Annotated in this window: 26 protein-coding genes and 1 riboswitch; of the genes, 15 read left to right on the top strand and 11 right to left on the bottom strand. The window is 61.1% G+C overall.

The genetic code is table 11. The features are described 5' to 3' along the window. Positions 1–19: 19 nt before the first annotated feature. On the bottom strand, positions 20–781 hold the full coding sequence (locus P3T25_RS05690) for a GntR family transcriptional regulator (protein ID WP_154565889.1): 762 nt from the start codon (positions 779–781) through the stop codon (positions 20–22). Next, the gene (locus P3T25_RS05685; RefSeq protein ID WP_154565888.1) at positions 778–1,743 is read right to left on the bottom strand and encodes a polysaccharide deacetylase family protein; all 966 of its coding nucleotides are present in this window, start codon (positions 1,741–1,743) and stop codon (positions 778–780) included. Before P3T25_RS05685 ends, P3T25_RS05690 begins: the two co-directional genes overlap by 4 nt. A gap of 316 nt (positions 1,744–2,059) precedes the next feature. On the opposite strand from P3T25_RS05685, the gene P3T25_RS05680 reads away from it, so the two are divergent. From P3T25_RS05680 to P3T25_RS05660, 5 genes are all read left to right on the top strand, one after another. After that, positions 2,060–3,118, top strand: coding sequence for an ABC transporter ATP-binding protein (locus P3T25_RS05680; RefSeq protein WP_429357676.1), 1,059 nt, complete (start codon positions 2,060–2,062; stop codon positions 3,116–3,118). Positions 3,119–3,270: 152 nt separating this feature from the next. Further along, positions 3,271–4,566, top strand: coding sequence for an ABC transporter substrate-binding protein (locus P3T25_RS05675; RefSeq protein WP_154565886.1), 1,296 nt, complete (start codon positions 3,271–3,273; stop codon positions 4,564–4,566). A 108-nt stretch (positions 4,567–4,674) separates the two neighbouring features. Then, positions 4,675–5,589, top strand: a complete 915-nt coding sequence (locus P3T25_RS05670; protein ID WP_154565885.1) for an ABC transporter permease — start codon at positions 4,675–4,677, stop codon at positions 5,587–5,589. A 2-nt stretch (positions 5,590–5,591) separates the two neighbouring features. Then, a complete protein-coding gene (locus tag P3T25_RS05665) occupies positions 5,592–6,485 on the top strand; it encodes an ABC transporter permease (RefSeq protein WP_154565884.1) in 894 nt (297 codons plus the stop codon). Positions 6,486–7,451: 966 nt separating this feature from the next. Next, a complete protein-coding gene (locus tag P3T25_RS05660) occupies positions 7,452–8,726 on the top strand; it encodes an acyl-CoA dehydrogenase family protein (protein ID WP_266239288.1) in 1,275 nt (424 codons plus the stop codon). Positions 8,727–8,863: 137 nt separating this feature from the next. Here the strand turns inward: P3T25_RS05660 and P3T25_RS05655 are convergent, their stop codons facing one another. After that, positions 8,864–9,838 carry an aliphatic sulfonate ABC transporter substrate-binding protein gene (locus tag P3T25_RS05655; RefSeq protein ID WP_429357675.1) on the bottom strand — a complete coding sequence of 325 codons (975 nt, stop codon included), beginning with the start codon at positions 9,836–9,838 and terminating at the stop codon, positions 8,864–8,866. A 185-nt stretch (positions 9,839–10,023) separates the two neighbouring features. Between P3T25_RS05655 and P3T25_RS05650 the strand changes: the two genes are divergently transcribed. The 5 genes from P3T25_RS05650 to P3T25_RS05630 all read left to right on the top strand — a co-directional run bounded on the left by P3T25_RS05650 (position 10,024) and on the right by P3T25_RS05630 (position 14,689). Then, positions 10,024–11,082: an LLM class flavin-dependent oxidoreductase gene (locus tag P3T25_RS05650; protein WP_154560432.1), complete on the top strand. Its 1,059-nt coding sequence runs from the start codon at positions 10,024–10,026 to the stop codon at positions 11,080–11,082. A 102-nt stretch (positions 11,083–11,184) separates the two neighbouring features. Further along, the gene (locus tag P3T25_RS05645; RefSeq protein WP_266239323.1) at positions 11,185–11,703 is read left to right on the top strand and encodes an SLATT domain-containing protein; all 519 of its coding nucleotides are present in this window, start codon (positions 11,185–11,187) and stop codon (positions 11,701–11,703) included. Between the two features lie 449 nt (positions 11,704–12,152). After that, a complete protein-coding gene (locus P3T25_RS05640; protein ID WP_154560433.1) occupies positions 12,153–12,923 on the top strand; it encodes a DUF4118 domain-containing protein in 771 nt (256 codons plus the stop codon). A 3-nt stretch (positions 12,924–12,926) separates the two neighbouring features. Beyond that, on the top strand, positions 12,927–13,811 hold the full coding sequence (locus P3T25_RS05635) for an alpha/beta hydrolase (protein WP_154560434.1): 885 nt from the start codon (positions 12,927–12,929) through the stop codon (positions 13,809–13,811). Between the two features lie 80 nt (positions 13,812–13,891). Further along, complete coding sequence (locus P3T25_RS05630) at positions 13,892–14,689, top strand: MipA/OmpV family protein (protein WP_154560504.1); 798 nt, start codon at positions 13,892–13,894, stop codon at positions 14,687–14,689. A 61-nt stretch (positions 14,690–14,750) separates the two neighbouring features. Here P3T25_RS05630 and P3T25_RS05625 read toward each other — a convergent pair whose 3' ends face one another. Further along, positions 14,751–15,455 carry a YceH family protein gene (locus P3T25_RS05625; RefSeq protein ID WP_154560435.1) on the bottom strand — a complete coding sequence of 235 codons (705 nt, stop codon included), beginning with the start codon at positions 15,453–15,455 and terminating at the stop codon, positions 14,751–14,753. 223 nt (positions 15,456–15,678) lie between these two features. On the opposite strand from P3T25_RS05625, the gene P3T25_RS05620 reads away from it, so the two are divergent. Together P3T25_RS05620 and P3T25_RS05615 are read left to right on the top strand one after the other, a co-directional pair. After that, on the top strand, positions 15,679–16,251 hold the full coding sequence (locus tag P3T25_RS05620) for a helix-turn-helix domain-containing protein (RefSeq protein ID WP_154560436.1): 573 nt from the start codon (positions 15,679–15,681) through the stop codon (positions 16,249–16,251). Positions 16,252–16,263: 12 nt separating this feature from the next. After that, positions 16,264–16,791 carry a GNAT family N-acetyltransferase gene (locus P3T25_RS05615; protein WP_154560437.1) on the top strand — a complete coding sequence of 176 codons (528 nt, stop codon included), beginning with the start codon at positions 16,264–16,266 and terminating at the stop codon, positions 16,789–16,791. Positions 16,792–16,903: 112 nt separating this feature from the next. Here the strand turns inward: P3T25_RS05615 and P3T25_RS05610 are convergent, their stop codons facing one another. Then, entirely contained in the window at positions 16,904–17,536 is a 633-nt protein-coding gene (locus P3T25_RS05610) for a LysE family translocator (protein WP_168435690.1), read from the bottom strand. A gap of 232 nt (positions 17,537–17,768) precedes the next feature. Then, a riboswitch (glycine riboswitch) is annotated at positions 17,769–17,862 on the top strand. A gap of 175 nt (positions 17,863–18,037) precedes the next feature. Here P3T25_RS05610 and P3T25_RS05605 point away from each other — a divergent pair. After that, positions 18,038–19,249 (top strand): D-amino acid dehydrogenase, encoded by a 1,212-nt coding sequence (locus tag P3T25_RS05605; protein WP_429357674.1) that lies wholly within the window; start codon positions 18,038–18,040, stop codon positions 19,247–19,249. A 211-nt stretch (positions 19,250–19,460) separates the two neighbouring features. Then, a complete protein-coding gene (locus tag P3T25_RS05600; RefSeq protein ID WP_154560439.1) occupies positions 19,461–19,727 on the top strand; it encodes a BON domain-containing protein in 267 nt (88 codons plus the stop codon). On the opposite strand, the gene P3T25_RS05595 is transcribed toward P3T25_RS05600, so the two are convergent. The 4 genes from P3T25_RS05595 to P3T25_RS05580 form a co-directional block, all read right to left on the bottom strand. Continuing rightward, on the bottom strand, positions 19,724–20,911 hold the full coding sequence (locus P3T25_RS05595; RefSeq protein ID WP_429357673.1) for an acetate/propionate family kinase: 1,188 nt from the start codon (positions 20,909–20,911) through the stop codon (positions 19,724–19,726). The genes P3T25_RS05600 and P3T25_RS05595 overlap by 4 nt on opposite strands. A 12-nt stretch (positions 20,912–20,923) precedes the next feature. Next, complete coding sequence (locus tag P3T25_RS05590) at positions 20,924–23,317, bottom strand: phosphoketolase family protein (RefSeq protein WP_429357672.1); 2,394 nt, start codon at positions 23,315–23,317, stop codon at positions 20,924–20,926. A 373-nt stretch (positions 23,318–23,690) separates the two neighbouring features. Further along, positions 23,691–23,897 carry a hypothetical protein gene (locus P3T25_RS05585; RefSeq protein ID WP_101563197.1) on the bottom strand — a complete coding sequence of 69 codons (207 nt, stop codon included), beginning with the start codon at positions 23,895–23,897 and terminating at the stop codon, positions 23,691–23,693. Between the two features lie 31 nt (positions 23,898–23,928). Next, positions 23,929–24,051: a hypothetical protein gene (locus P3T25_RS05580; protein ID WP_266239280.1), complete on the bottom strand. Its 123-nt coding sequence runs from the start codon at positions 24,049–24,051 to the stop codon at positions 23,929–23,931. Positions 24,052–24,375: 324 nt separating this feature from the next. On the opposite strand from P3T25_RS05580, the gene P3T25_RS05575 reads away from it, so the two are divergent. Beyond that, the gene (locus P3T25_RS05575) at positions 24,376–24,501 is read left to right on the top strand and encodes a hypothetical protein (RefSeq protein ID WP_257021129.1); all 126 of its coding nucleotides are present in this window, start codon (positions 24,376–24,378) and stop codon (positions 24,499–24,501) included. 34 nt (positions 24,502–24,535) lie between these two features. Here the strand turns inward: P3T25_RS05575 and P3T25_RS05570 are convergent, their stop codons facing one another. Next, a complete protein-coding gene (locus tag P3T25_RS05570) occupies positions 24,536–25,240 on the bottom strand; it encodes an HAD family hydrolase (RefSeq protein WP_171927091.1) in 705 nt (234 codons plus the stop codon). Positions 25,241–25,255: 15 nt separating this feature from the next. After that, on the bottom strand, positions 25,256–26,293 hold the full coding sequence (gnd, locus tag P3T25_RS05565) for a phosphogluconate dehydrogenase (NAD(+)-dependent, decarboxylating) (RefSeq protein ID WP_233464864.1): 1,038 nt from the start codon (positions 26,291–26,293) through the stop codon (positions 25,256–25,258). Positions 26,294–26,349 lie beyond the last annotated feature (56 nt).

The following is a 26,349-nucleotide window of genomic DNA, read 5'->3' as shown; positions in this document are numbered from 1 at the left end:
AGCGGTCGCGTGTCGCCACTCACGTAGTTTCCCGCGCTGACGCATTGGCGTAGCCAGTGATGCCGAGCAACTGGCCCAGGCTCTTCTCGCCGCGCATCCGCGAGGTTTCGATCCGCTCCTGGATATCGCGAAGGTGCGCTTCCATATGGGCCATAGCGCCCGCTGCATCGCGTGCCTCGATGCAATCGACAATCGTCGCATGTTCAGCGTGCTCGCACGGCGCGTGCCCCGGCGGTTCATATACGCCGACAATGAGCGAGCAGCGCGAAACCAGTTCCTTCAGATAGTTTTGCAGGATCGAGTTGCCCGCGAGCGCAGCGATGCGCATATGAAAACCGCTCGCGAGCGTGGCCCACGAAGGCTGGTCGAAGCGATGCATCGCCTCGTGTTCGCTCGCCAGTTGCTGGCGCAAGGCCTTGATGTCCTGGGCGCTCGCGCGCTGTACGGCCAGCTCGACCAGCATGCGTTCAACGGAGCGCCGCGCTTCGAAGATCTCGCGCGTTTCCTCCGGCGTCGGCTCGGCGATCACTGCGCCCTTGTTCGGCCGCAGCACGACGATGCCGTCGTAGGCGAGCTTTTCCAGCACGCGCCGCACGACCGCGCGGCCCACGCCGAACAGTTGGCACAACTCGGGCTCCGGCAGCTTCGTGCCGGGCGTCAAACGGTGGTTCAGCACGCCGTCGAAGATCGATTGATAGATGCGCTCGTCGACGTCCGCTTCTTCCTTCGGTGTTTTTCTGGCGGTGACCGCGCCAGCTTTCGGGTTGGTGCTCGTGCTCATGCGACCTCCGGGCGCAACACGCCGTCCCGCTCCAGTTCGTCCATGTGATGCGCGATTGCGCCCGGCGTCGTGATCCACACATCGCCTTTCGCTCGTGCCGCGGCGATATGGTCGAGTGCGCGGCGCAGATGCCGTAGTCGATATGGCTGCCCCACCAGATAAGGATGGAGCGCGATACCCATCACGAGCGCCTGCGGCTGCGTGCCGCGATTAGCCTGTTCAAGCATCTCGTCGAACTGATCGACGATCATGTCGGCGAACGCGCGGCCGTCCATATGGCGGCCCACCATCATCGGCAGATCGTTGAGTTCCTGCGGGTACGGAATCGACCATAACGGCCCACTGCGTGTAGCCATGCGTACCGGACGATCGTCGTGACACCAGTTCAGCGTATAGCGATAACCGGTCTCGGCCAGAAGGTCAGGCGTCAGGTGCGATTCGGAGATCCACGGTGAGAGCCAGCCCTGCGGTGGCGTGCCGGACGCTTCGGCGATACGTTCGCGGCAATGCAGAAGCAGTTCGCGTTCGCCGTTTTCGTCGAGGTCGCTTTGCCGGTGTGCATTGGTGTGACCGTGACCGATCAGTTCGTCGCCACGCGCCACGCAGGCCGCAATCAGTTCCGGGCAATGGTCGTAGAGCGCGGTATTGATGAGCGTGCCTGCTGGCATTGCCAGTTGGTCGAACAGTTCGATGCAGCGCCACGCGCCCACGCGGTTGCCGTACTCGCGCCAGCTATGGTTCAGCACATCCGGTTGCGGCGAAATCGGGCCGAGCGCGGCGCCGAGTCCCTCGCCGAACGCAAAGTGCTCGATATTGAAGCCGAGGTAGACCGCGAGTCCGCTATCGCCGGGCCAGCGGAACGCATCGCTGTCCGTGATCGGGCGATAGGAAAAGCGGCCATGGGTGGCGATCGATTGACGGGCGCGATTCTCTGCTGCGGGCATGTTCCGTGTGTCGTTCATGTAAAGAAGCCGTGAGTGACTAAAAGCGACGCGTGGCGCCCTGCATGAACCGAGTTGGCCGGATCATGCCCCGGGACGGACCGAAGACGCACCGCGATTGCGCAAAAGAAACGCTTTGATCGCTGACGATCGACGCTGCGGATCGTTTGCAATATGTGAGCCAACTCGTCGACGTTAAGCACACCGGCGCGTTTGCAATCCGCGACCACTACGAAGCGACGGATGGCACATGTCTTGCATTTGGATGGCTTCGCCGAGGCATCGCGTGTGGTTTTGCGTGCGTCAGCACTTCGCCGTTCACGAGGACACCCACTCCATGATTCAGCCTGCTTCAACGGTGCTCGAAACTACAGCCGCCGATATCGAACTGGTGCACGTGTCGAAGCAATACGGCGACTCGCTTGCCGTCGACGCCATCGATCTGCGCATTGCCGGCGGCCAGTACTGCTGCCTGCTCGGGCCCTCGGGATGTGGCAAGACCTCGACCCTGCGCATGATCGCCGGGCATGAATCGGTCACCGAGGGTGACATTCTGATCGCGGGACGCAATGTCACGCGGGAAGAACCCGCTGCCCGCGGCACGGCAATGGTCTTTCAGAACTACGCGCTGTTCCCGCATCTGAGCGCGCTCGATAACGTCGCGTTCAGCCTGAAAATGCGCGGCATCGCGAAGGATGTGCGCCGCAAGCGTGCCGGTGAGCTGCTGGAACTGGTCGCGATGTCCGCGTATGCCGAACGCAAACCGGCGCAACTGTCGGGTGGCCAGCAGCAACGTGTGGCGCTCGCTCGTGCGTTGCTGAATCAACCGGGTTGTCTATTGCTCGACGAGCCGTTATCAGCGCTCGATCCGTTCCTGCGCGTGCAGATGCGTGCGGAACTCAAGCGCTGGCAGAAAGAACTCGGCATCACGTTCGTGCACGTCACACATTCGCAGGAAGAAGCGATGGCGCTTGCCGATCTGGTGGTCGTGATGAGTCACGGGCACATCGAACAAAGTGGCTCGCCGCACGAAGTCTTCAATCGCCCGCGGACTGAATTCGTCGCGCGTTTTCTCGGTGGTCACAACGTATTCAACACGAACGGCCGCTCGTTTACCGTACGCGCCGATCATTTGCGGGTGGTGCCGCACGGCGTCACGCCCGTCCAGACCGCAACCGGTGAGAGCGGCCTGACGCGGATTGGCGGCGTGCCCTGCAAGGTACGCGAAGCGGAGTACCAAGGCACCCATTTACGCATGACGCTCGATCCGCTCGACGGCTCGCCTGAACTGATTTCGCTCGTGAGCGACGGCGACTATGACCCTGCGCGGCTCGGCCCCGACGCGCGTGTGGTGGTCTGGTGGAACGAGCAGGACGCGCATCCGCTGGCGGCCTGAGCAGGTGCGCGGTTGTGTTCTGCCTTGCGCGACATGGCGGCGCAAAGAACGTCTCTGAACGAGTAGCGTGAACCGAGCTTCAACTGAACGACAAACAGGCGCTGATCGAACATCAAGCGCGCATCAAACGAACGTCAACTGAGGAGAAGGCAATGAGTGAAGCGAACGAGAGCCCGGCAGCGGCCGCATCCGATCTGAAGGAAAAGGGCCTGTCACGCCGCACGTTCATCAAGGGCGCTGTGGCGGCGGCCGGCATTGCCGGTTTTCCGTACGTGCATGCGCAGGAGAAGATCACGTTGCGCTACCTCGGCACGGCGGTGAACCAGAGCGCCGACATCGCGAAGAAATTCAAGGAAGACACAGGCATCGACATTCAATACGTGCCGGTGACGACTGACGACGTGGCCAAGCGCATCATCACGCAGCCTAACTCGTTCGACATTGTCGACACCGAATATTTCGCGCTCAAGAAACTGATCCCGGCCGGCACGCTCGCGGGCATGGACGCGAAACGTATCAAGCTCGCCGACAAGATCACGCCGGTGTTGACACGCGGTGAAGTGAACGGCAAGAAGATCGGCGATCAGGGCACCGCGCCGAAAAAGGTGATGTTCCTGACCGGCCCGCGCTCCACGGAATTCTCCGCAACGCCGACCGAATGGATGACGCTGATCCCGACCACATACAACGCGGACACGCTCGGCATCCGTCCCGACCTCATCAAGCGGCCGATCGACAGTTGGGCCGAACTGCTCAATCCGCAATTCAAGGGCAAGGCGGCGCTGTTGAACATTCCCGCGATCGGCATCATGGATTCGGCAATGGCGATCGAGGCGATGGGTCACGTGAAGTACGGCGACAAAGGCAACATGACCAAGGCCGAAATCGACCAGACCATCAAGATCCTGATCGAAGCGAAGCGCGCCGGCCAGTTCCGCGCGTTCTGGAAGGATTTCAACGAAAGCGTGAACCTGATGGCGTCGGGCGAGGTGGTGATCCAGTCGATGTGGTCGCCGGCCGTAACCAAAGTACGCACCATGGGCGTCGCGTGCAAGTTCCAGCCGCTCAAGGAAGGCTATCGTTCGTGGGCGTCAGGTTTCGGCTTTCCGCGCTCGCTGCAAGGCAAGAAACTCGACGCTGCGTACGAGTTCGTCAACTGGTTCCAGGACGGGTGGGCAGGCGCCTACCTGATGCGTCAAGGCTATTACTCCGGCGTGCTCGAGACGGCGAAAACGCACATGCAGCCTTACGAATGGGACTACTGGATCGAAGGCAAAGCTGCCGCGCAGGATATCAAGGCACCTGACGGCCAGTTGCTCGAAAAAACCGGCACGGTGCGCGACGGTGGCTCGTACAACCAGCGCATGGGGGCGATTGCCTGCTGGAATGCGGTGATGGACGAGAACATCTACATGGTTCAGAAGTGGAACGAGTTCATCGCAGCTTGAGCGTGGCTTGAGCGACTGAATCGCATGCCGGACTGCCGGTGCATGACATGCCGGCAGTTCTTCGATGACGCGGTCATGCCGCAAAAGTGCTTCCACTGATATCCGCCCATGGCAACGATCGACCTTCCCTCTCACGCGCAGGATGAGCCCGTCAAACACCGGCGCGCGCCGGCATGGTTGCAGGCGACGCCGCTTTCGCTCACGTTCCTGCTGTTTTTCATCGTGCCGTTGGCCATCACGTTGATCGTCAGTTTCTGGGACTTCAACGAATACCAGATCATCCCGGCGTTCACGTTGAAAAACTACGCGGCGATTTTCAACGGCTGTTCGTCGATGACGGACGTCTGTGTGACCTTGAAAACGTACTGGTCGACGCTCAAGTTCTGCGCGATCGTATGGGCCGTGACCTTGCTGCTGGGTTTTTCGATCGCTTACTTCCTCGCGTTCCACGTGCGCACGACGAGCATGCAGACAATCCTGTTCCTCGTCTGCACGATTCCCTTCTGGACGTCGAACGTGATCCGCATGATTTCCTGGATGCCGTTGCTCGGCCGTAACGGGCTCGTCAATCAGGCACTGCTGGGCGCGCATCTGATCGACCAGCCGCTCGAATGGCTGCTGTATTCGAACTTCTCGGTCGTGCTGGCGTTCGTGCACCTCTATACGTTCTTCATGATCGTGCCGATTTTCAACGCGATGATGCGGATCGACCGCTCCTTGCTCGAAGCGGCACGCGATGCGGGGGCGAGCGGCTGGCAAGTGATTCGCGACGTGGTGTTGCCGCTATCGAAGACCGGCATTGTGATCGGCTCGATCTTCGTGATCACGATCGTAATGGGCGATTTCCTGACCGTCGGCGTGATGGGCGGCCAGCAGATCGCATCGGTCGGCAAGATCATTCAGGTCCAGACCGGCTACCTGCAATTTCCCGCCGCGGCAGCCAACGCGATCATTCTGCTGGCTGTCGTGTTGATGATCGTGTGGGGTCTGACGCGGGTGGTCGATATCCGCAAGGAGCTGTGAAGATGCAGGCCATTCGCCTCAAACATCGGGAGCGTCGGCCGGCCAGCTTTTACTGGCTCGCGTTGCTGTTCGGCTTGTTCGTCCTGTTCCTCTATGGACCGGTCATTACGATTTTCATTCTTTCGTTTCAGGGACCCGAGGGCGGGCTGACGTTTCCGATGCGTGGCGTGTCGTTGCACTGGTTTGCCGCGCTGCGTGACGGCGTCGGCGATGTCGACATCTGGGGTGCATTTGGGCGATCAGTGCGGCTCGCGCTGGCTGTGACAGTGTTGACGGTGCTGTTCTCGGTGGCAGCCGGATTGGCTTTTCGCCGGCGGTTTCGCGGGGATACGGCGGTCTTTTACGTCTCGGTCGCCAGTCTGATCATGCCGTCCATTATCGTTTCGCTTGGGATCGGGCTGACGTTCCGGTTGCTCGATAACGGTGTGAAGTATCTCGCTTCCGCGTGGGGGTATCAGTCGTTTGCCGATACCTATACGACGTCGATGGGCTTGTTCACGTCGGCGCTGGGTGCGCATTTGACGTGGACGCTGCCGTTCGGTTTGCTCGTGATGTTTGCTGTGTTCAACCGCTTCAATCCTGCTTATGAAGAGGCTTCGCGGGATCTTGGCGCCACGCCGTGGCAGAGCTTCCGGCACGTTGTTTTGCCTATCATCGGACCTTCGGTTGTCGGCGTCGCAATGTTTGGTTTCACACTTTCATGGGATGAGATTGCGCGTACCTCGCAGGCGATTGGAGATCAGAATACCTTGCCGCTCGAATTGCAGGGTCTTACCACGTCGGTGACGACGCCTGTGATTTATGCGCTTGGGACGATGACCACGGTCTTGTCGCTCACGGTTATGGTTTTGTGTTTGCTCGCGGTGCGGGGGTTGGGGCGTCGGCGGGTGAAGTAACGTTTCTTTGCCTGCTCGGCGCTTGTTTTTCTGTTTGCCTGGGGTGTTGGCTTTTCCTTGTTCTGGCCTTGGTGCCTTTCCTTGCATTGTTAGTGGTCTATTAGCGTTGCCCCTGTGCGGGGCGGCACCTACTTCTCTTTGCCGGCTGCAAAGAGAAGTAGGCAAGAGAAAGCAGCTCAAACCACTCCTGCTAAGCGGGTCCCGTGGTCTGCTGCGGGTAGTGGTGCATCTGGAATCTGTGTTCGTGCCCCTGCATACGCCAGTGACAAGGGAGTCATACTTCCGGCGGCGCTGCGCGCGCCGAAGCGTACTTCATAGAACCGACCACTGCGTTTTGGCGCCCGCGCCTCGCCACCGAACCGCGACTCGTCACTGCGTCACCACCGCGATTGTGATTAGAACGGCAACCGCAATCGCCTACCGCAGCTGTGACTGTGACCGAGACGATGATTGCAGTACACCGACGCATCGTTTGAAATGGGGGTTCCGGGTGAGTGCTGCAGCGCCTCGTCGAGGCGAAGCCGACGGCCCCCACAAACCTCAACCGAAGCCTGTGGTTTCCCATGCAGACCCGTCCGCGACGCACGCTGTGCGGAGTGGGGGCTGATGAATCCTTTGTCACTAACGCCGAATGCGCGAGAACACGGATTCCAGATGCACCACTACCCGTGGCAGACCACGGGCCCCGCTTAGCATTAGCGGTTTGAGCTGCTTTCTCTTGCCTACTTCTCTTTGCAGCCGGCAAAGAGAAGTAGGTGCCGCCCCGCACAGGGGCAACGCTAATAGACCACTAACAAAACAAGGAAAGGCCAAAGCCCAGGCACACAGACAAACAAGCGCCGCGCAGGCAAAAAAACCATTTCACTCCCCGTTCTAAGAATCAACCAAATACTTGGTTGCCCACCCCCTTCCCCTCCCGTACCGTTCTCAGATTGCGCTCGGCGCCCGGCCCGCTCTGGAGAACTCATGCCAACATCTGAATCGCACGCATCCCCGAATCCCACCACCGCAGATGCAGCAGACCCGTTCGGCGAAAACGAACTAACCCAACGCTTCGCACCTGTATTCGCCCGCATCGCCGAAGGTGCAGTAGAACGCGAACAGAATCGGGAACTGGCCTACGCGCCGGTGGAATGGCTGCGCGAAGCCGGATACACCAAACTGCGCGTGCCCAGGCGCTTCGGTGGCGAAGGCATCTCGCTGAAAGCGTTCTTTGCGTTAGTCACGCGTCTCGGCGAAGCGGACTCGAACCTTCCGCAAATCCTGCGCGTGCACGGAGGATTTATTGAATCGCTGCTGGAAAATGGTGATGAATCGTTGCGTGACCGATGGTTCACGCGTATCGCACAAGGTCAGATTATCGGCGGCGCCGTTTCCGAACGCACCGGCGTGACCAACAACAGCGTACGTCTCACCCAAAGCGACGGTGCGTGGCATCTCGACGGCGAGAAGTACTACACCACAGGCACGCTCTACGCCGACTGGGTCGACGTTACCGCGCACGACGGCGAAAGCGACGTCCGCGTACTCGTCAAAACCGATGCGCCAGGGCTCGCCCGCATCGACGATTGGGATGGTTTCGGGCAGCGTCTGACCGGTAGCGGCACGGCACGTTTCGATCACGTGCCGGTCTCACTCGACAATCTGTACCGCCGATATAACGCGTCCGAACCACGCCGTAACAGTCTGCTTACTGCGTACTATCAGGCACTGCATGTCGCGAACCTTGCCGGTATCAGTCGCGCGGCACTGCGCGATGCGGTGGCGTTCACACAAGGTAAAACGAGAACCTTCGGCATTCCGGGTGAATCGAGCCCGCGCGACAATCCCTTGGTGCATCGTGTAGTCGGCCGGCTTGCAAGCCTTGCGTACTCGACGCAGAGCATCAGCGCTTCGCTAGCCAGCGCGATCGATGAAGTGTCGGTCGCGCGGCAGGAAGGCCGCACTGACGAACAGACCTATGTGCGCCTCGACATCCAGACTTTCCAGGCGCAGCAGATCGTCATCGAACAAACCCTGCAAGCGGCGACTTTGTTGTTCGAAGTGGGCGGTGCATCGGCGACCAGCGAGACGCGCCGCTTCGATCGGTACTGGCGCAATGCGCGTGTGCTGGCGTCGCACAATCCGGCAATCATCCGCGAAGCCGCTATCGGTGATTTCTATCTGAATGGAACTGCGCACAAGGAAAGGTTTGGCGTGGCGCGGAATCCGGAAGTCTCCGCGGCGGCTGCTCAGCTGTAAAAAAGTATCAGGTCGAGGTGCCCGCCTATGCCGCGGCGCACCCGGCGCGCTAAAACGACTAAGGCCGCTCACGCGGCCTTAGAACTTTTTGCCCGGCAGGAATCTGGTTCGACGCTGGATCCAACAGGTTCCTCAGATCACTTCGCCGAGGGCGTCCAGATACGGATGTCCGTCGCTTTCAAAGTGGCGGGAATCAGCCCCGCGGCGCGATACGTGTCGGCGATGCGCTGCTGTTCGGCCAATTGATCGCGTTTCACCGGCACGATGTCGTAGCTGCGACGGCTATTGGCCAATTCGACAGTCGGTTCAGGAATATTGCCCCACACTGGCCCGAGAATCTGTGCGGCTTCCTGGGGATGTGCCTTGACCCACTTGCCCGTCGTGTTCAATTCGTCGAATACGACGCGCAGCACATCGGGATGCTTGTCAGCGAAGGTCGTTGTCGCCGTATAAAAACGGTTGTATTGAGCGACGCCGCCGCTGCCGTTCGCGATCACACGAACATGCGCCTCACGCTGCTGGGCCGCGAGAAACGGGTCCCAGATGGCCCATGCATCGATATTGCCGCCGCGGAAAGCGGCGAGCGCGTCGGGCGCCTCCAGATAGCGCACCTGTATATCGTTGATCGTCAGACCCGCTTTAGCCAAAGCGCTCAGCAACAGGAAGTTGCAGCCCGAACCTTTGGACACCGCCACACGTTTGCCCTTCAGGTCCGCCACCGAATGAATCGGCGAATCCGGCGGCACAATGATCGCCTGGGCGGTCGGCGCAGAGGTCTCTTCGGCGTAATAGGTCAGCGGCGCATTGGCGGCCTGCGTAAAGAGCGCAAAGGCATCCGCCACATCCGCATGCAGATCGACGCTGCCGGCGTTGAGCGACTGCAGCAGGCCCGTCGAGAACTCGTGCCAGCTCACGTCATAGCCGAGCGCGTTGAGCTTCTTCTCGAGGGCGCCAGTTCGCTTCAACAGAATGAACAGCGTCGATGAGCGCTGGTAGCTGATCGACACCGTTTCGTTGGCGCATGCCACGTCGGTCGACAGCACGCCGCCCATCAACGTCAGGCATACGCAGAGGCGTCGCAGGCTTCGGGAGCCGGAGAAAGCGAGGGGCATCGATCGAGATCCATGTGAAGTGGGTATGCGGAATCGCTGAATATATAAAAGAATGACACACGGCCAAAGACTGATTTCATCGATCGATATGGGTAGAAATTGGAACGCGTGGCGGCGGTATCGCTCATCATTCGAAGTTTGATGCGACTTGAAGCGCACGCTTTCACCGTGGAGATTTCTGCGTTATGTCGACACTCCCTCCCCGCTTCGGCGTCTGGGCACTGGTTCATGGCAGCCGCGCCGCGCTGCAGGACCCCGATGAACCGTACGACGCGTCGTGGGCGCGAAACAAAGCCCTCGTTCTCGAAGCCGAGCGGCTCGGTTACGATTCCGTGCTGGTCGCGCAACATACGATCAATCCGCACAATCCCGACTTCGATCAGCTCGAAGCGTGGACCGCCTCGGCCGCGCTCGCGGCGCTAACCGAACGCATCGAGATCATCGCCGCCATCAAGCCGTATCTGTATCACCCGGTGGTGTTGGCAAAGATGGCGCAGCAGATCGAACACATCAGTGGCGGGCGCTTCGCGATCAATCTTGTCAACGCGTGGAATCGTCCTGAGCTGGAACGCGCCGGTATCGGCTTCGCGGAGCACGACGCGCGTTATGCGTACGGTCGCGAGTGGATCACAGTGGTGGATTCCTTGCTGCGCGGCGAGCGTACGCGTTTTCGCGGCGAGCATTTTAATGTGGATGACTATCTATTGCGCCCCGCGGATCCGTTTCGCAACCGTCCGCGCATCTACGTCGGCGGCGAATCGGAACCGGCGCGGGAACTGGTCGCCGGCAAGGGCGACGTGTGGTTCATCAACGGCCAGCCACTGGACGCCGTCAAAGCGTTGATCGCGGATGTCTCCGGCCGCAAGCGCCCCGCTCCGCACGAGCCGCTGCGTTTTGGTTTGTCGGCCTTCGTCATCGCTCGTGAGTCCGGCGAGGCCGCCGATCAGCACCTCGCCCATCTGTTCGCACTGGCCGCAAAAGATGCCCCGCTACGCGAGCAACAGAAATCGAACATCGACCCCAAGGCGGTGATGTTCCAGACCTTCGCGCAAACGCCGCGCGTGGGTTCGAACGGCGGCACGGCGGCTGGACTGGTCGGCAGCTATGACACGGTCGCGCAGCGGATCGCCGATTTTCATCGTGCCGGGATCGAGTTATTCATGTTGCAATTCCAGCCGTTCGAGACTGACATGCGCATTTTTGCCGAAGAAGTGATTCCGCGGGTACGTCACCTGCTCGGCTGATCCGGGCGAGGTCCGCGGCTTTCCGCGCGTCGCACTCATGTGGCACAGTATCGTCAGGCGCATGCGCTACGCTTGCGATACTGGACAGCCCCGATGAGCGAGATGAAGAACCCGACCGCCTACGAGCCCCCGGTCGACGAAGACCAGCTTCTGCTGAAGTGGATCCGGCGCGCGCGTGAATCCCAGATGAGCCATTACGACATGGCCGACCTGCTATCGGCGCGGGACCGCAGCGTCGGCTGGCTGGTCACCGCATTGACCGCGTTTGTGGGGACGGCCGTGTTTGCGTCGCTGACTTCGACCGCCGTCTCGCCGGCGCTCAGGATCTTCGTGGGCTTCGTGAGCGTTGCGGCGGCGGTCTCAGCCGCGCTGCAAACCTTCCTCAGATATGCGGAGCGTGCGGAAAAGCATCGCGCGGCGGGGGCCCGCTATGGCGCTGTGCGGCGCAGGCTGGAAGCGATCTTCGCAGGTGACGCCGACGCACGCGATGGCCACTATCTCACCGCGATCCGCGACGAACTCGACCGGCTCGCTGAAGATTCACCGAACGTGCCGCCGCGCATTTTCTATCGCACCCAGCGAACCCTGTCCGCCGAACCGCGACGAAGCCGCGATGCCTGAGCGACCCGGTTGACTGTAGTTGTCGAAGAATGCGGGGTCGTCGTAAATGTTCTGTGTCATTTGTAAATGGCATTAACTTCAATTGAAGCAACGCGACCGCTGATGTATATGCGCGGGACCCGCAGCGTGTCATTTGCCCATGCAGTTTCAATTGCTGGGATCAACCACAATTCCTGTTGAGGCGCCTGACAGCCTATATAGGCCGCGCCTTGCGGCCCTTAAGGGTCACTTAAGGACATTGCCTGCACAATGCTCGGTGGTGAGAATACCCCTATCTACAGGCATGTTTTTCCACCACTCATTCGAAACACGATAGTCCCGCCCGGCCTTCCGGTATTTACGTCTTTCCGGGCCTTGGCGTCCGCCCGATTATGGTATCGTCCGACCTGCGCTTTAAGGCGCATTGCCACACTCAATCGGGAAGCGCAATCGCTCCCTAAAAAAAGATTATGGAAGTCCAAAACGCCCGTCGTTGGGCACCACGGGGAACCCGCGTCTGGCTCACCGCGGCCGCCGCATTGGCGATCGCGAGCGGAGTACGCCTGTTGCTCCATCCGCTGCTGGGACCGATCATGCCGGGCACCGCCTTCTATATCGCGGCGGCGCTGGTCGAGTACTTTTGCGGGCTGGCCCCGGCGCTTACCGTCATGGTGCTCGGCCTGGGTATCGCCGACTATCTGTTCGTCCCGCCCTACGCAACCATCGACGTATTCGATCGCGCCGACCTCGTCCTGCTGGTCTCGTATCCGTTGGTGACGCTGCTTGTCATCGTGCTGATCGAACGCCTGCGCCGCTCGCAGTTTCGTGCCGAACTGATCGCGTCCGTTGCGCAGTCGCGCTATGAAATGCTGCTGCGTCACGATAACGAACGCATGCTGGCACGCCGCGGCGTCGACGAAACACACCGGCTGCTGCGCCACCTGTCCCATCACCACAGGACGTTCATTTTCATTCAGGCGCTCGAGCGCAACGCGTTACAGCCGGGCAACGACGTCAAGCCGCAAGGCGTGCTGCCGCGCCTGCCCAACCAGATTGCACCGGGCCCGCGCTTCGCCGATGTCGATCCCGACGACATCCAGCGGCTCAGCAAGGCGCTGTGGCCCGGCAGCCATCGCGTGCACCTGAAAAGTGGCGATGGTCCGTCGAAGCTGACCGAGTGCATGTGCGAACGGTTCACCACCCACGCCGGCGAGTTTCTCGTCCTACGGATCGGAGCCTGATCCATGAGTCAACCGACGAGTCTCTTCTTACCCGGCGACGATCATGCCGTGCTGATGTTGCACGGCCTGTCGAGTTCGCCGCTCGAATTGCGTTTTCTCGCCCGCTATCTGAACGCCGAGGGCTTCACCACCTGCGCGCCCGTCCTGCCGGGCTACAGCGCCGGCTCGGAAGAAGAAGCGATGGAGGCGTGGCTCGAGGCGGCCGTGCGCGAGTACGACGCGTTGGCCGAGCGCTTTGCCCGCGTCTCGATCTGCGGGCTATCGATCGGCGCGGCCCTGGCGCTGGCACTGGCGCATCGCCGTCCAGGGGCGCAGTCGCTTGTATTGCTGTCACTGACGCTCTCATACGACGGCTGGGCGATCCCCTGGTATCGTTTCCTGCTCAACTGGGCGTACTTCACGCCGATGCGCAAACGCTGGCGCTACCGCGAGGAGGCGCCGTTCGGCCTGCGCAACGAAGCGCTTCGTGCAAAGATCGCCCGCGCGATGCAGCGCAGTGACTTCAGCGAAGTCGGTCCGTCGACGATTTCATTGCCGGCATTGCACCAGGCGAGCCGCCTCGCCGCGAGCGTGCGCACGCAGGTACGCGACATCAAGACCGATTGCCTGATTGTCCATGCGATCGACGATGAGACGTCGAGCCCACGCAATGCACGTTTTGTCGCCACGAATATCGGCGCAGCCTTTTTACGCACAATCTGGCTGGATGATTCGTATCACATGATTACGTCGGACAACGAGCGCGAAATCGTCGCGCGCGAAACCACCCTGTTTCTGCGCGAGAGCGAAGCCGTCCATAGCGGCGACGACGGCAAACAACAGGTCGTCTCGAAGGCTCTGGCGCGACGCCTCAGGCAACTCGCGGCGCTTGGCAAGGAGCGCGCATGACGGCGGATACCACGCTGAGGTTCGGCAAGCCCACGCGCGTTTCGCTGCGTACCACCCTCAGGTTCGGCAAACCCGCACGCATGTCGCTGCTGCTCGCCGCTGCGCTTGGCCTTTGCGCTGCGCATGCTGCCCACGCGGACGATGCAAGTCCGAACGCGACGACTGACGCCAGTACCGGCGCGGCCACCGACAGCAAATGGAAAATCGGCGTGGGTCCTGGCGTGGTGATTACGCCCAAGTACCCGGGGTCCCGCCAGTTGAGCGTATTCCCGTTCCCTGCGCTGGACATCTCATACGACGACCGGATTTTCTCGCAAGGCCCAGACGTGCTCGGCGTGAACGTGCTGCGCGGTCCTGCCTATCACGTGGGCGCTGCACTGACTTTCGATTTCCAGATGCGCAAGGAGTCCGACGATCCGCGCCTGCATGGACTTGGTGATGTGAATGGCGGGCCGAAACTGAAGCTCTTCGCCGACTATACGTGGTGGGCGTTTACCGGGTCGGTGGCGTTGTACCAGGATATCGCCGGGCATCACCAGGGGACGACAGTCAGCACGGATTTCGTCGCTTCCGCGCCGGTTGGCGGCTGGTTGTTCTCGGTGGGACCTGGCTTCACCTGGGCGAATGGCACTTATACGCGGACGTTTTTCGGCGTGTCCGGGCAGCAAAGCGCGGCGTCAGGTTTGCCCACGTATAACACCAGTGCAGGCGTGCGGGACGTCCACATGAACGCCATGGTGACTTACGACTTTTCGAAGCACTGGAATGGCTCGGTTTCCGCGACTTTCGGGCGACTGGAGCACGACGCGGCGAATAGCCCGATTACCGAAAAAAGATTCGAGCTCAATACGCTCGCTTCGGTGAACTACAAGTTCTAGTTTCTGGTTTCTCGCGCGCTCGCAGCGTGCGAGAAACCAACCGCCAATCACCAATCGCGTTTCAATCCCCCGTACCCAGCTCTTCAACTTCAATCCCCAACTCGGCAGCCATTCGCCGCACCACCACCCGAAGCCGGCTCACCTCGTCGGCAAGCCGCTTCTGTTCAGCTTTGACCGCCTCGAACGCCGACAGCGGCACGACCTCATCGTCCCCGCCCGGCTGGGCAAGATCGCTTGCGCTGACTTCGCCGCATAGCAGATGCATCCAGCGATTTTCGCGCTCGCCCGGCGTGCGGGCCAGCTTCACCACCCGCGGCGGATCGTTGGCAGCCAGTTCGTCGAGAAACGCCTCGACCGACGAGATGTCGGCAAATCCATGCAGACGCGCGCTGTTCAAGCGCAACTCGGCTCCGGTCTGCGGACCGCGCAACAGCAACGTGGTCAGTAACGCTGCCGACTGGCTCGGCAACCCCAACACCCGATTCATGTTGTGTTCGAAACGCGGTACACGGCTGCTGCTGCCTTCCATCACCAGGCTCAGCCGCTTCAATCCGTCGATGGCGGTCAGCACCTCGGCTTCGGTCGCATTCATCACCGGCGCGCGGCCGGTTTTCTGATTGCAACCCAAGGTCAACGCGTTCAGCGAAAGCGGATAACTATCCGGCACGGTGTGCTGCTTTTCGACGAGCACACCAAGCACGCGCCCCTCAAGCAAGGTCAAGGCGCGGATGGAGGGACGGGAAACAGCGTCGGGAGTGGAGTTCATAGAAGATGTCGCGGCATGCGCCGCCGGGTCTCGTGGATGGTGTGCCTTACCGTTGCACAGCCTGGCGGCGGGTTTTAGTTGGTGGCCACTATGATAAACGGCCCGGCCGCTCGCAGTGTACGAATCTCCGCAATGGCGAAGCGTGCCCGGACCGTGTTCGCATCCGATTCGGCGCATTTTTGTTTCGTTGACGGATTCCCATATTCGAGATAATTTCCCGGATATGGAAAATACACTCGCCGACGACAACGCCATCGACCGCCGCATCGCCCAGCGTCTGCGCGGATTACGCGCCGAGCGCAACTGGTCGCTCGACGATCTCGCCAAGCTGAGCAACGTCAGCCGCGCCACCCTCTCGCGCCTCGAGAACGCCGCCGTGAGCCCCACGGCGAGCGTGCTGGGCAAGCTCTGCGTCGCCTATGGCTTGCCGATGTCGCGTCTCATGCACATGGTCGAAGATGACTTCGCGCCGCTGGTGCCGCGCGACGCGCAGCCGGTCTGGGTCGACCCGAGCGTCGGCTTCCGGCGCCGCTCCGTGTCGCCACCCGCTCAGGCGCTGAGCGGCGAGGCGCTGGAGTGCGAACTCGATGCCGGCGTACGCATCACATACGACGCGTCGCCGAGAGCCGGCCTCGAACATCATCTGATCCTGCTTGAAGGGCAACTGCAGATCACCGTCGACGGCCGAAGTCACGATCTGCAACCCGGCGACTGTCTGCGCTACCAGTTGTTCGGCCCCAGCGCTTTCGTCACGCCCTCGCATAGCGCGGCGCGCTACATCCTCTTCATCGTCTGAGTTCGAGCCACCATGAACGCGACTACCATCACGACCTTTTCCGCCGACGACCTCGTTCGCCATCTGCCCGAACTCGGCGCGCTGCTGCGTGCCTGCGTCCATGACGGTGCGAGCGTTGGCTTTGTATTGCCGTATAGCGTCGAGGAGAGCGAGGCGTTCTGGAGCGGCAAGGTTCTGCCGTCGCTGCGGGCAGGCGCGCTGGTGCTTTTTGTTGCTCGCCATGGCGAGGCGATCGCCGGCACCGTGCAACTCGATTACGACACGATGCCGAACCAGCGTCATCGCGCCGAGGTGCGCAAGCTGCTGGTCCACCCCGCGTTCCGCCGCCAGGGCATCGCCAAAGCGCTGATGGCGGAACTGGAACACCGTGCGCACCAGTTGCAGCGCAGCCTGCTGACGCTCGATACGCGCACCGGCGACAAGGCCGAGCCGCTCTATGCCTCGCTGGGTTATCAGACGGCCGGAGTGATTCCGCAATTTTGCCGCGACACGCTGGAGGAGCGGCTTGATTCAACCACCATCATGTACAAGACGCTGTGAGCGTGACGCAGGCAGGCCGCCTGTGATGCACCACGAGCATGGTAGTCGATACTGACCGATGCTCGGCGAGGAAGGCCGCGATGCAGACTCAGGCGAGTCTGGATCGCGTGGCTTAACGGCGCGAATCGAGCGCGATCCGTACGGCCAGACCGGCGAGCACGGTGCCCATCAGCCAGCGTTGTACCTGTAGCCAGATCGGCCGCCCAGCGAGAAACCCGGCGATCGAACCTGCCATGGTCGCAATCAACGCGTTGATCGTGACGGAGACGACGATTTGCACGCAACCCAGCGCGATCGACTGCGTGAGCACGCTGCCGTGCTCCGGTGAAATAAATTGCGGCAGCAGCGACAGATACATCACCGCGATCTTCGGATTCGCGAGGTTCGTGACGAGCCCCATGGTGAACAGTTTGCCGCGGCTGTCGTGCGGCAGGTCGCGCACCTGGAACGGCGAGCGGCCGCCCGGCTTGACCGCCTGCCACGCCAGATACAGCAGGTAGAGCGCGCCGCCGAAACGCAGCGCGTCGTACGCGTAGGGCACCGTCAACAGCAGTGCGGTGATACCGAACGCCGCGCAAAACATGTAGAACACAAAGCCGAGCGCGACGCCGCCGAGCGACACGAGCCCGGCGCGCCGCCCCTGGCAGAGTGATCGGGAGATCAGATAGATCATGTTCGGGCCGGGCGTGAGCACCATGCCGAGCGAGACCAGGGCAAAGGCAAGCAGCGTTGTGGCAGCGGGCACGGCGTTCTCCTGTGGGAATTGAAGTCGGGCAATGCCGCCAAATATAGCCGACGCCGCCGGTTCAAGCCTTAAACCCCCACGTAAAAAGTCCCTATAGGCAGTTGAATGGCTTTGATTGCGCCAGTGGGGCGGACGCGCCGTTGCATATGGCACCGTACTGTGCCGATTGCGCGCTGCATCGAAAGAAACACTTGCGGTGAAATTTATTGCCCGGTATCGTCGAGCCGTTCTGCAATGCAGCGCGGGAGAGATCGTCAGAGGATTGTGACGACGCCGACGGAGCAACCGCCCCGGAAACTCTCAGGCAAAAGGACCGCGTAGCTGGAACATCTGGAGAGCGGCGCCGTGCGCGCCCACCGAAGGGGATTCCCTGCATACCGCTTGCATCGCAAGCGATATGCTCACAGGAAGAAACTCTCAGGTACATGGACAGATGGGGCATCGACGCCGGTTTCGACACGAAATCGACACCGGTGATGCTCAACTACTCTGGACCATGTCATGTCACGAATCGCCATTATCGGCGCCGGCATTACCGGCGTTACGACTGCTCACGCCCTTGCGCAGCGCGGCCACCACGTCACCGTGTTCGAACGTCATCGCTATGCGGCGATGGAGACCTCGTTCGCCAACGGCGGCCAACTGTCCGCGAGCAATGCCGAAGTCTGGAACAGCGCGGCCACGGTGCTGAAGGGCTTGCGTTGGATGCTCACGCGCGACGCCCCGCTGCTGCTCAATCCGATGCCCACGTGGCACAAGTATTCGTGGATGCGTGAATTTCTGCGGCAGATCCCGCATTACCGTACGAACACTGTCGAAACGGTGCGGCTCGCGATTGCTGCGCGTGAGCATCTGTTTTCGATTGCCGAGCGCGAAGGGATCGACTTCGATCTGGAGCGGCGCGGCATTTTGCACATCTACAAGACGCGCAAGGAATTCGATGCGGCCAGCAAGGTGAATGAACTGCTGCGCGAAGGTGGGCTGGACCGGAATCCGGTGACGTCGAGCGAGTTGCACACGATCGAGCCGACGTTGCATGGCGATTTTTTTGGTGGGTTTTTTACGCCTTCCGATTCCACTGGCGATATTCACAAGTTCACGCGCGGGTTGGCTGATGCTTGCGTGCGGCATGGTGTCGAGTTTCACTACGACGCGGAAATTACGGCGATCGAGCAGCCGGCTGAGGGACGGTTCTCGTTGATGGTCAATCTGGAAGGTGAGTCGCAACAGTTTGCTTTCGAGCGGATCGTGGTGTGCGCCGGTGTGAAGAGCCGCGACTTCGCGGCGATGCTTGGCGATCACGTGAACGTCTACCCGGTTAAGGGGTATTCGATCACCGTATGTCTCGATGATGAAGTGAGTCAGCAGAACGCGCCCTGGGTAAGTTTGCTCGACGACAGCGCGAAGATCGTGACGAGCCGGCTTGGCGTGGATCGGTTCCGGGTTGCGGGGACGGCGGAGATCAATGGGTTCAATCGGGATATCCGGTCGGATCGGATTGCGCCGCTGGTCGACTGGACTCGACGGTATTTTCCTGAGGTGTCGACTTCGAAAGTGATTCCTTGGGCGGGGTTAAGGCCGATGTTGCCGAGTATGTTGCCGAAGGTCGGGCGCGGAAAACGGCGCGGCGTTTTTTATAACACCGGGCATGGGCATTTGGGGTGGACGTTGTCGGCGGCTACGGCGCAGGTTTTGGCGGGTTCCATTCAATAGGGCTTGTTTGCGTGCGCGGCGCTTACTGCCATACTTCCGGCGGCGCTGCGCGCGCCGCCGCGGTTGTTCATCGAACCGGCCGCCGCCCTTTTGCGATGAGGCTTACTAGCCTGGACTCGATCTGACAGGTGGTCCGGAAGCGTCGCCAAAGGCAAATCCAGCGACATCTGCTAGTGTTGTCCAATCGGTGTCCACTCTCGAGGGAATCTCCATGACCAGATCCCGCTCCGTCACGCGCAGCAACCCAAGCATGCGGCTCACTGATGAACAAATCGCCGCAGAAGCCACGAGACGCTTGGCATGGGATACGGCCGTCCCCCCAAACACCCTGCAAGTCAAAGTCTCACACGGACGCATCACCCTGCTCGGTGTACTTCAACATAACGAGCAACGAGCCGCTGCACTTGAAGACGTTTCCCGCCTGTTCGGCGTCACCGGCGTCTCTGATCACGCCATCGTCAAAGCGAAGTTGCCCTAATCCGCTTTCGCTCGCAACAGCATCCGGCAATGCCTCGCGATCTGCTTCTCCTCCTCGGTGTGAATCGCCCTCACCTTCCCCGCTGAATCCCCTTCCGATAGCCCCAAAAACGCAAGCCCCTCGCACACTCGCTTACGAATCTCCTCACTGTGTTCACCGATTCCCCCCGTGAACACCAGCAAATCGATCCCACCCAACAAAGCCGCATAGGCGCCGATCGTCTTGCGCACGGCCGTAGCAAACGCATCCAGCGTCAGCGATGCATTCCCATCGCCCGCGGCGGCGCGCTTTTCCAGCGCCTGCATATCACTTTCGCCATCGGCGTAACCGGCGAGGCCGCTCTGGCGATTCAACAGCGTCTCCAGCGCATCGGCATCGAGCTTCTCCACGCGCATCAGATACAGCAGCACGCCTGGGTCAAGGTCGCCGCTTCGCGTGCCCATCGGTACGCCGCCGGTCGGAGTGAGACCCATCGACGTATCGACGGATTTGCCGTTCTGCAATGCACATAAACTCGACCCGTTGCCCAGATGGGCGAAGACTGCTCGCGGCGGCAAATCGGCACCGAGCCGCGCCACCAGCGATTCATACGACAGCCCGTGAAAGCCGTAGCGAATCACACCGGCCTCGGCATAACGGCGCGGCAACGCAAGCTGCGCCGTGCGTGCCGGAAGTGTGGAATGAAACGCCGTATCGAAGCAGGCGAAATGCTCGGCGTCGCCGAAAATCCTGGTTGCCTCGTCGATCAATGCCAGCGCCGGTGGAATGTGCAAGGGCGCAAAGTGCACGGCGTCCTGCAAGCGCTGCCGGACTTCAGCCGTCAAACGTTGATGCGTTCGCAGATGCGGCCCACCATGCACCACGCGATGCCCCACCGCAGCAGGACGCCCGTGCTTCTGCACCGCAAGCACGCGCGCGAGCTTCTGCAACGCGTCGGTCTGCGACTCCAGCACATCCTCTTCTTGCACCAGTACGCGGCCATCAGGCGACTTGATGCGCAAGCTGCCGTCGCCGCGCCCAATACCTTCGGCGCTGCCTTCCAGCAGCAATTGTTCGTCGCCGCCGGAGCGCGCAAACAGTCCGAATTTCAGCGACGACGAACCGCTGTTCAACACCAGAATCGTTGGAGTTGGAGTTGGAGTTGGAGTCTGCGTCGGCTCGCCGGTCTTCTCATGAGTCGCCATGACACGCTCCGCTCAGCCCTTCCACGTCCAGTTGCGGATCTCTTCCTTGTCGATGCCCTCGGCATGCGCATAAGCAAGATGCTCGATGATCTGCCCACGCAGCCACTCTTTCGCGTGGTCGCCGACACCGCGCAGCGCCGGCACGCGATCGATCACGTCGATCGCCAGCGAGAAACGGTCGACCTGATTGATGATCGCCAGTTCGAGCGGCGTATTGATGTTGCCTTTCTCGTGGTAGCCGTGCACGTGCAGATTGCCGTGATTGATGCGGTTGTACGTGAGCTTATGCACCAACGACGCATACGAATGGAAGTTGAAAATCACCGGCGTGCTGGTAGTGAACAACGAATCGAAATCGCGATCGGACAGACCGTGCGGATGCGCATGTTCAGGCATCAGGCGGAACAGATCGACCACGTTGACAAAGCGGATCTTCAACTCGGGAAAACGCTCTTTCAGAATCTGCACGGCGGCAAGCGCTTCCATTGTCGCGATATCGCCCGCGCAAGCCATCACCACGTCCGGCTCGACGCCCTGATCCGTCGACGCCCAATCCCAGATGCCAATGCCCTTGGTGCAATGCGTGACGGCCGAATCCATGTCGAGATACTGCAGATGCGGCTGCTTGTCGGCGACGATCACGTTGACGTAGTCGCGCGAACGCAAACAATGATCGGCGACGCTCAGCAAACAGTTCGCATCGGGCGGCAGATAAATACGCACCACGTCCGGGCTCTTGTTAGTCACGACATCGAGAAACCCCGGGTCCTGATGCGTGAAGCCATTGTGATCCTGGCGCCATACCAGCGACGTGATCAGCAGGTTGATCGAGGGCACCGGCTGCCGCCAGCCGAGATCGCGCTTCGCTTTCTCCAGCCACTTGGCGTGCTGATTGAACATCGAATCGATCACGTGGACGAACGCTTCATAGGTAGCGAAAAGCCCATGACGTCCTGTCAGCACGTAACCTTCGAACCAGCCTTCGAGCGTGTGCTCGCTCAGCATTTCCATCACGCGGCCGTCCACCGAGAGTTCACCGCCGTCTGCGTCGCTTGCCATGGTTTCGGCGAGCCAGGTTTTCTCGGAGGCCTCGTAGATGGCCGTCAGCTTGTTGCTCGCGGTTTCGTCCGGGCCGAACACGCGGAAATTCGTCATGTTGTTGCGCATGACGTCGCGCAGAAACGTGCCGAGCACCTCAGTCGGCGACGTGTACGAGCCGCCAGGCTTTTTCACCGCTACCGCGTAGTCGCAAAACGCCGGCAGGTCGAGCGTTTTGCACAGCAGGCCGCCATTCGCATGCGGATTGGCGCTGATGCGGCGCGTGCCTTCAGGCGCGAGTTCGCGCAGTTCCTCGACCAGACGCCCTGCTTTGTCGAATAACGATTCCGGTTCATAACTGCGCAGCCAGCTCTCGACGAGCTTCAGGCTCTTGCTATTCGTGACCGGATCGAGCACCGGCACCTGGTGCGCGCGCCACGAGCCTTCCACCTGATGGCCGTCGACTTCCTTCGGCCCGGTCCAGCCCTTCGGCGAGCGCAGCACGATCATCGGCCAGCGCGGCCGCGTTGCATCATTGGCTTCACGAGCATGTTGCTGGATCGCGCGGATTTCACCGACGCATTGTTCGAGCGTCGCGGCCATCTGCTGATGCATGGTGTCCGGATCGTCGCCTTCGACGAAATACGGCTTGTGGCCATAGCCGGTCAGCAACGATTCGAGTTCCTCACGGGGAATCCGCGCGAGGATCGTCGGATTGGCGATCTTGTAGCCGTTCAGATGCAGAACCGGCAGCACCGCGCCATCACGAATCGGGTTGAGGAATTTGTTCGAGTGCCATGAGGTGGCCAGCGGTCCGGTTTCCGCCTCGCCGTCACCGATCATCACCGTGACGATCAGGTCGGGGTTATCGAAGGCCGCCCCGTAGCCGTGCGACAGGCTATAGCCGAGCTCGCCGCCTTCGTGAATCGAACCCGGCGTTTCAGGAGTGCAATGGGAGCCGATGCCGCCGGGAAACGAGAACTGGCGGAAGAAGCGCTGCATGCCGGCTTCGTCCTCGCTGCGGTCAGGATAGATTTCCGAGTAGTGGCCCTCCAGGTAGCAATGAGCCAGCGTGGCAGGCGCGCCATGGCCCGGTCCGGCGACATAGATCACGTTCAGATCGAGCTTTTTGATCAGCCGGTTCAGATGCACCAGCAGGAAGCTTTGCCCGGGGTCCGAGCCCCAATGGCCCAGCAGGCGATTCTTGATGTGTTCGGGTTTGACCGGTTCACGCAATAGCGGGTTGTCGCGCAGGTAGATCATGCCGGCCGAGAGGTAGTTGCAGGCACGCCAGTAGCGGTCCATCTTGCGCAACGTTTCGGGCTCCAATGTTTTCGGCGGGGACGGACGGGAGGTTGCTTCGGCCATGGTGCCACTCCTTGAAAAGGACTGTCAGGCTGGTTAGCGGGTGCTGCAGCGATTGTTCGCGACGCGATCAGTGAAGAAAAACCGGCAATGGCGGCCGTCCTGTCATGCGCATGACATAACGCAAGCGTAGGGAAAAGGTCCGTTGTGCAAGGTTCCTGGGGGCGGGCCGGCGATCGTCAGGGGTGTGACAGGACATGCGCGTCATGGTTCGGCGCGATCGTCCAAAGTTTGATCTTGCGACGCGTGTGCGTCGCTTTCGTGTAGGCGCGGGAAGCGCCGATAGGGAAATGGCCGATCCGATTGCCGGCCCGAACGTTGGCTAACGCCCGTTCGATTGTTTGTTCGTTCGTTTGCGGGTGTTCAGTTGAAGGCCTTACACCGGCTCTTTCTCTTTCCGTTGTGGTGGCTGGTAGCGCCATTTGCTGGCATTGGGATCGTTGCGGGTGTCGTCGCGTTCGCGTTGCTCGGCGCGCGCTTCGTCGGCGCGGCCGAGTTCGGCGCGCCGGTCGCGCACGGCGCCAGGCGAATCGGACTGACGCAACGGCGACGGCGAACGTCGCGGAGCAGGTATTGGTGACATGGTGCCTCCCTTTTCGAGGATGTGTGACGAATCAACGTTTCTTGCCAGTCCAACGGTGGTCCGGGCGGTGCAGGAGACGAAGCTGACGCAGGTACATCGAAGCGCCGAACATCAGCGCCATGCCTGCTACGATGCCCCAGATTGCGGATGTCATGATTTTTCCTTGGCCCGCCGGCCGCACTGCGTTTGATCGCCTGCGACGTGAAAGTGGGCATCCGATTGAGCGCGCGGTCGATTTTCAGCAAATCGGGTTACGACGCGCGCCAAGCAAGGATCATGCGCTCAATTGGCCGCCGTGTCTGTACGCTGTTGGACTGTCCGGCTGACGGGCGCGGTTGGCGCGGCAGAAGCCGCCGGTCTTGCGCCAAACTTTAAGTGGGCATTAAGTGAATGCGATTAAGCTCTTCATGCTAAATGCGCGACGGCGGGCCGCATCTGGCGCATCCTCTGCTGCTCGCCCTCTATCTGAACGGCCACCATGTCGACACCCAGCCGCCTCAAAGGGCCCCTGATTCTCCTTCTCTCGCTTGTGCTGTTGTGCGCCGGTGTCGCCGTGCTGGTGGGCGTGTTCGGCTTGCTGGTCAAATTGCTGGGCCTTGGCTAGCAAGCCACCCGGTGGGCGCTGAAAGGCAGAAAATCTAGGCGCCCCCTACCGTCCCGCCGCTCAGAAGCATATCGACGTCGATATCAGCCAGCTCCCCAATCCTCTCGATGGTCACATCCGCGGGCGGATTGCTGGAAATCTCCTTGGGATCGAATGCGTAGTGCCCTTGGCGAGGGAAAACCGTAGTCAGCGTCTCTCCCCAGGCCTTCTTCATGGCGGTCAGAATCCGCAATTTGTCGTCCACCATCACATAGTGCCGGGCTGGATAGCACTCCATCACCTGATCGAGCATCTGTTCCTTATGGATGTAGATCAAAACCCGTCCCCCTACCTCTTCCCATAGGCCCGAACGGGAAATCTTGCGCGGCTGGAACACCACATCGCCGTCGGACAAAATCACCGCAGGCCCCCACTGCGACACATGTTTGATCGCATCCAATGCCCCCGGATACAGCCGGTTCGCAAACGGATAATCGATCAGAAACGCCGACATCAACAACAGGCGTGTGTCCCGAGGGTTCTCCAGCCGATACCGCTGCAACGCGCCGAGGTAATCGGCGTAGCCAAGCTCCGCCCGCAGACCTTCGAAAATTTCCCAGTACCGCGCACAGTTCTGCTCGCCGAACTCCCGTTTCATCTGCGCGCGTAAATCCGCCAGCACATGATCGTTGTCCAGCAACGTGTTATCGCAATCGAATAGAAAGACGACGTCGTGAGGCGTGGTATTAGAGGCTTGCATTGCGGCTCCCCGGAATTAGCTCTTGTGTCCATCGGCCGGCGTGGCCGCTTTCTCGACGTGACCGCCGAAGTCGTGCCGCATGGCCGACAACACCCGGTTCGCAAAATCCGCGTCGCCCCGCGAACTGAAACGCGCGAATAGCGCCGCGCTCAGCACCGGCGTCGGCACGCCTTCGTCGATCGCTGCCGCCACCGTCCAGCGCCCTTCGCCCGAATCCGATACGCGCCCTGCGTAGCTTTGCAGATCGGCGTCGCTGACAAGCGATCCTGCTATCAGGTCCAGCAGCCACGAACCGATCACGCTGCCGCGCCGCCATACCTCGGTGACCTCGGCGAGATTCAGTTCGTATTGGTAAAGCTCGGGACGGCGCAGCGGCGATGTTTCGGCATCGGCTTCGCGCGCGTGTTTGCCGGCATCGGCGTGACGCAGAATGTTCAGGCCTTCGGCATACGCGGCCATCATGCCGTATTCGATGCCGTTGTGGACCATCTTCACGAAGTGCCCGGCGCCCTGCGGACCGCAATGCAGGAAGCCCTGATCGGCCGTGCTGCTGCCGGCTGCGCGCCCCGGCGTGGCAGGCGCTGCGCCCGCACCCGGAGCAAGCGTCGAGAAAATCGGTTCGAGCCGTTTCACGACTTCAGTCTCGCCGCCGATCATCAGACAGTAGCCGCGCTCACGTCCCGCGACGCCGCCGCTCGTGCCGACGTCCACATAGTGAAGCCCGCGCTGTGCGAGTTCGGCGCTACGGCGTATGTCGTCGTGGTAATAAGAGTTGCCGCCGTCGATCACAATGTCGCCGGGCTCCAGCAAGGGCACGAGGTTCTCGAGCGTCCTGTCGACCACCGCCGCGGGCACCATCAGCCACACTGCGCGCGGTTTTTGCAGTTGCGCGACCAGGTCTTCCAGCGATGCGGCACCCGCGACGCCGTCCTGTTTCAGTTTTTCCACCGCCGCCGGTTGGACGTCGTAAGCGATGCATTGCTGACCGCCCTTCGTCAGGCGCCGCACCATGTCCGCGCCCATGCGTCCCAATCCAATCATGCCTAGCTGCATATCTCGCTCCGGAAAGTGTCTCGTTGCGCTGCTCGATCTGGCTCGGTGTGCTGCGG

This window comes from Paraburkholderia sp. GAS32 (assembly GCF_050434225.1).
GTDB lineage: Bacteria > Pseudomonadota > Gammaproteobacteria > Burkholderiales > Burkholderiaceae > Paraburkholderia > Paraburkholderia madseniana.
This window is presented reverse-complemented; position numbering and strand designations above follow the sequence as displayed.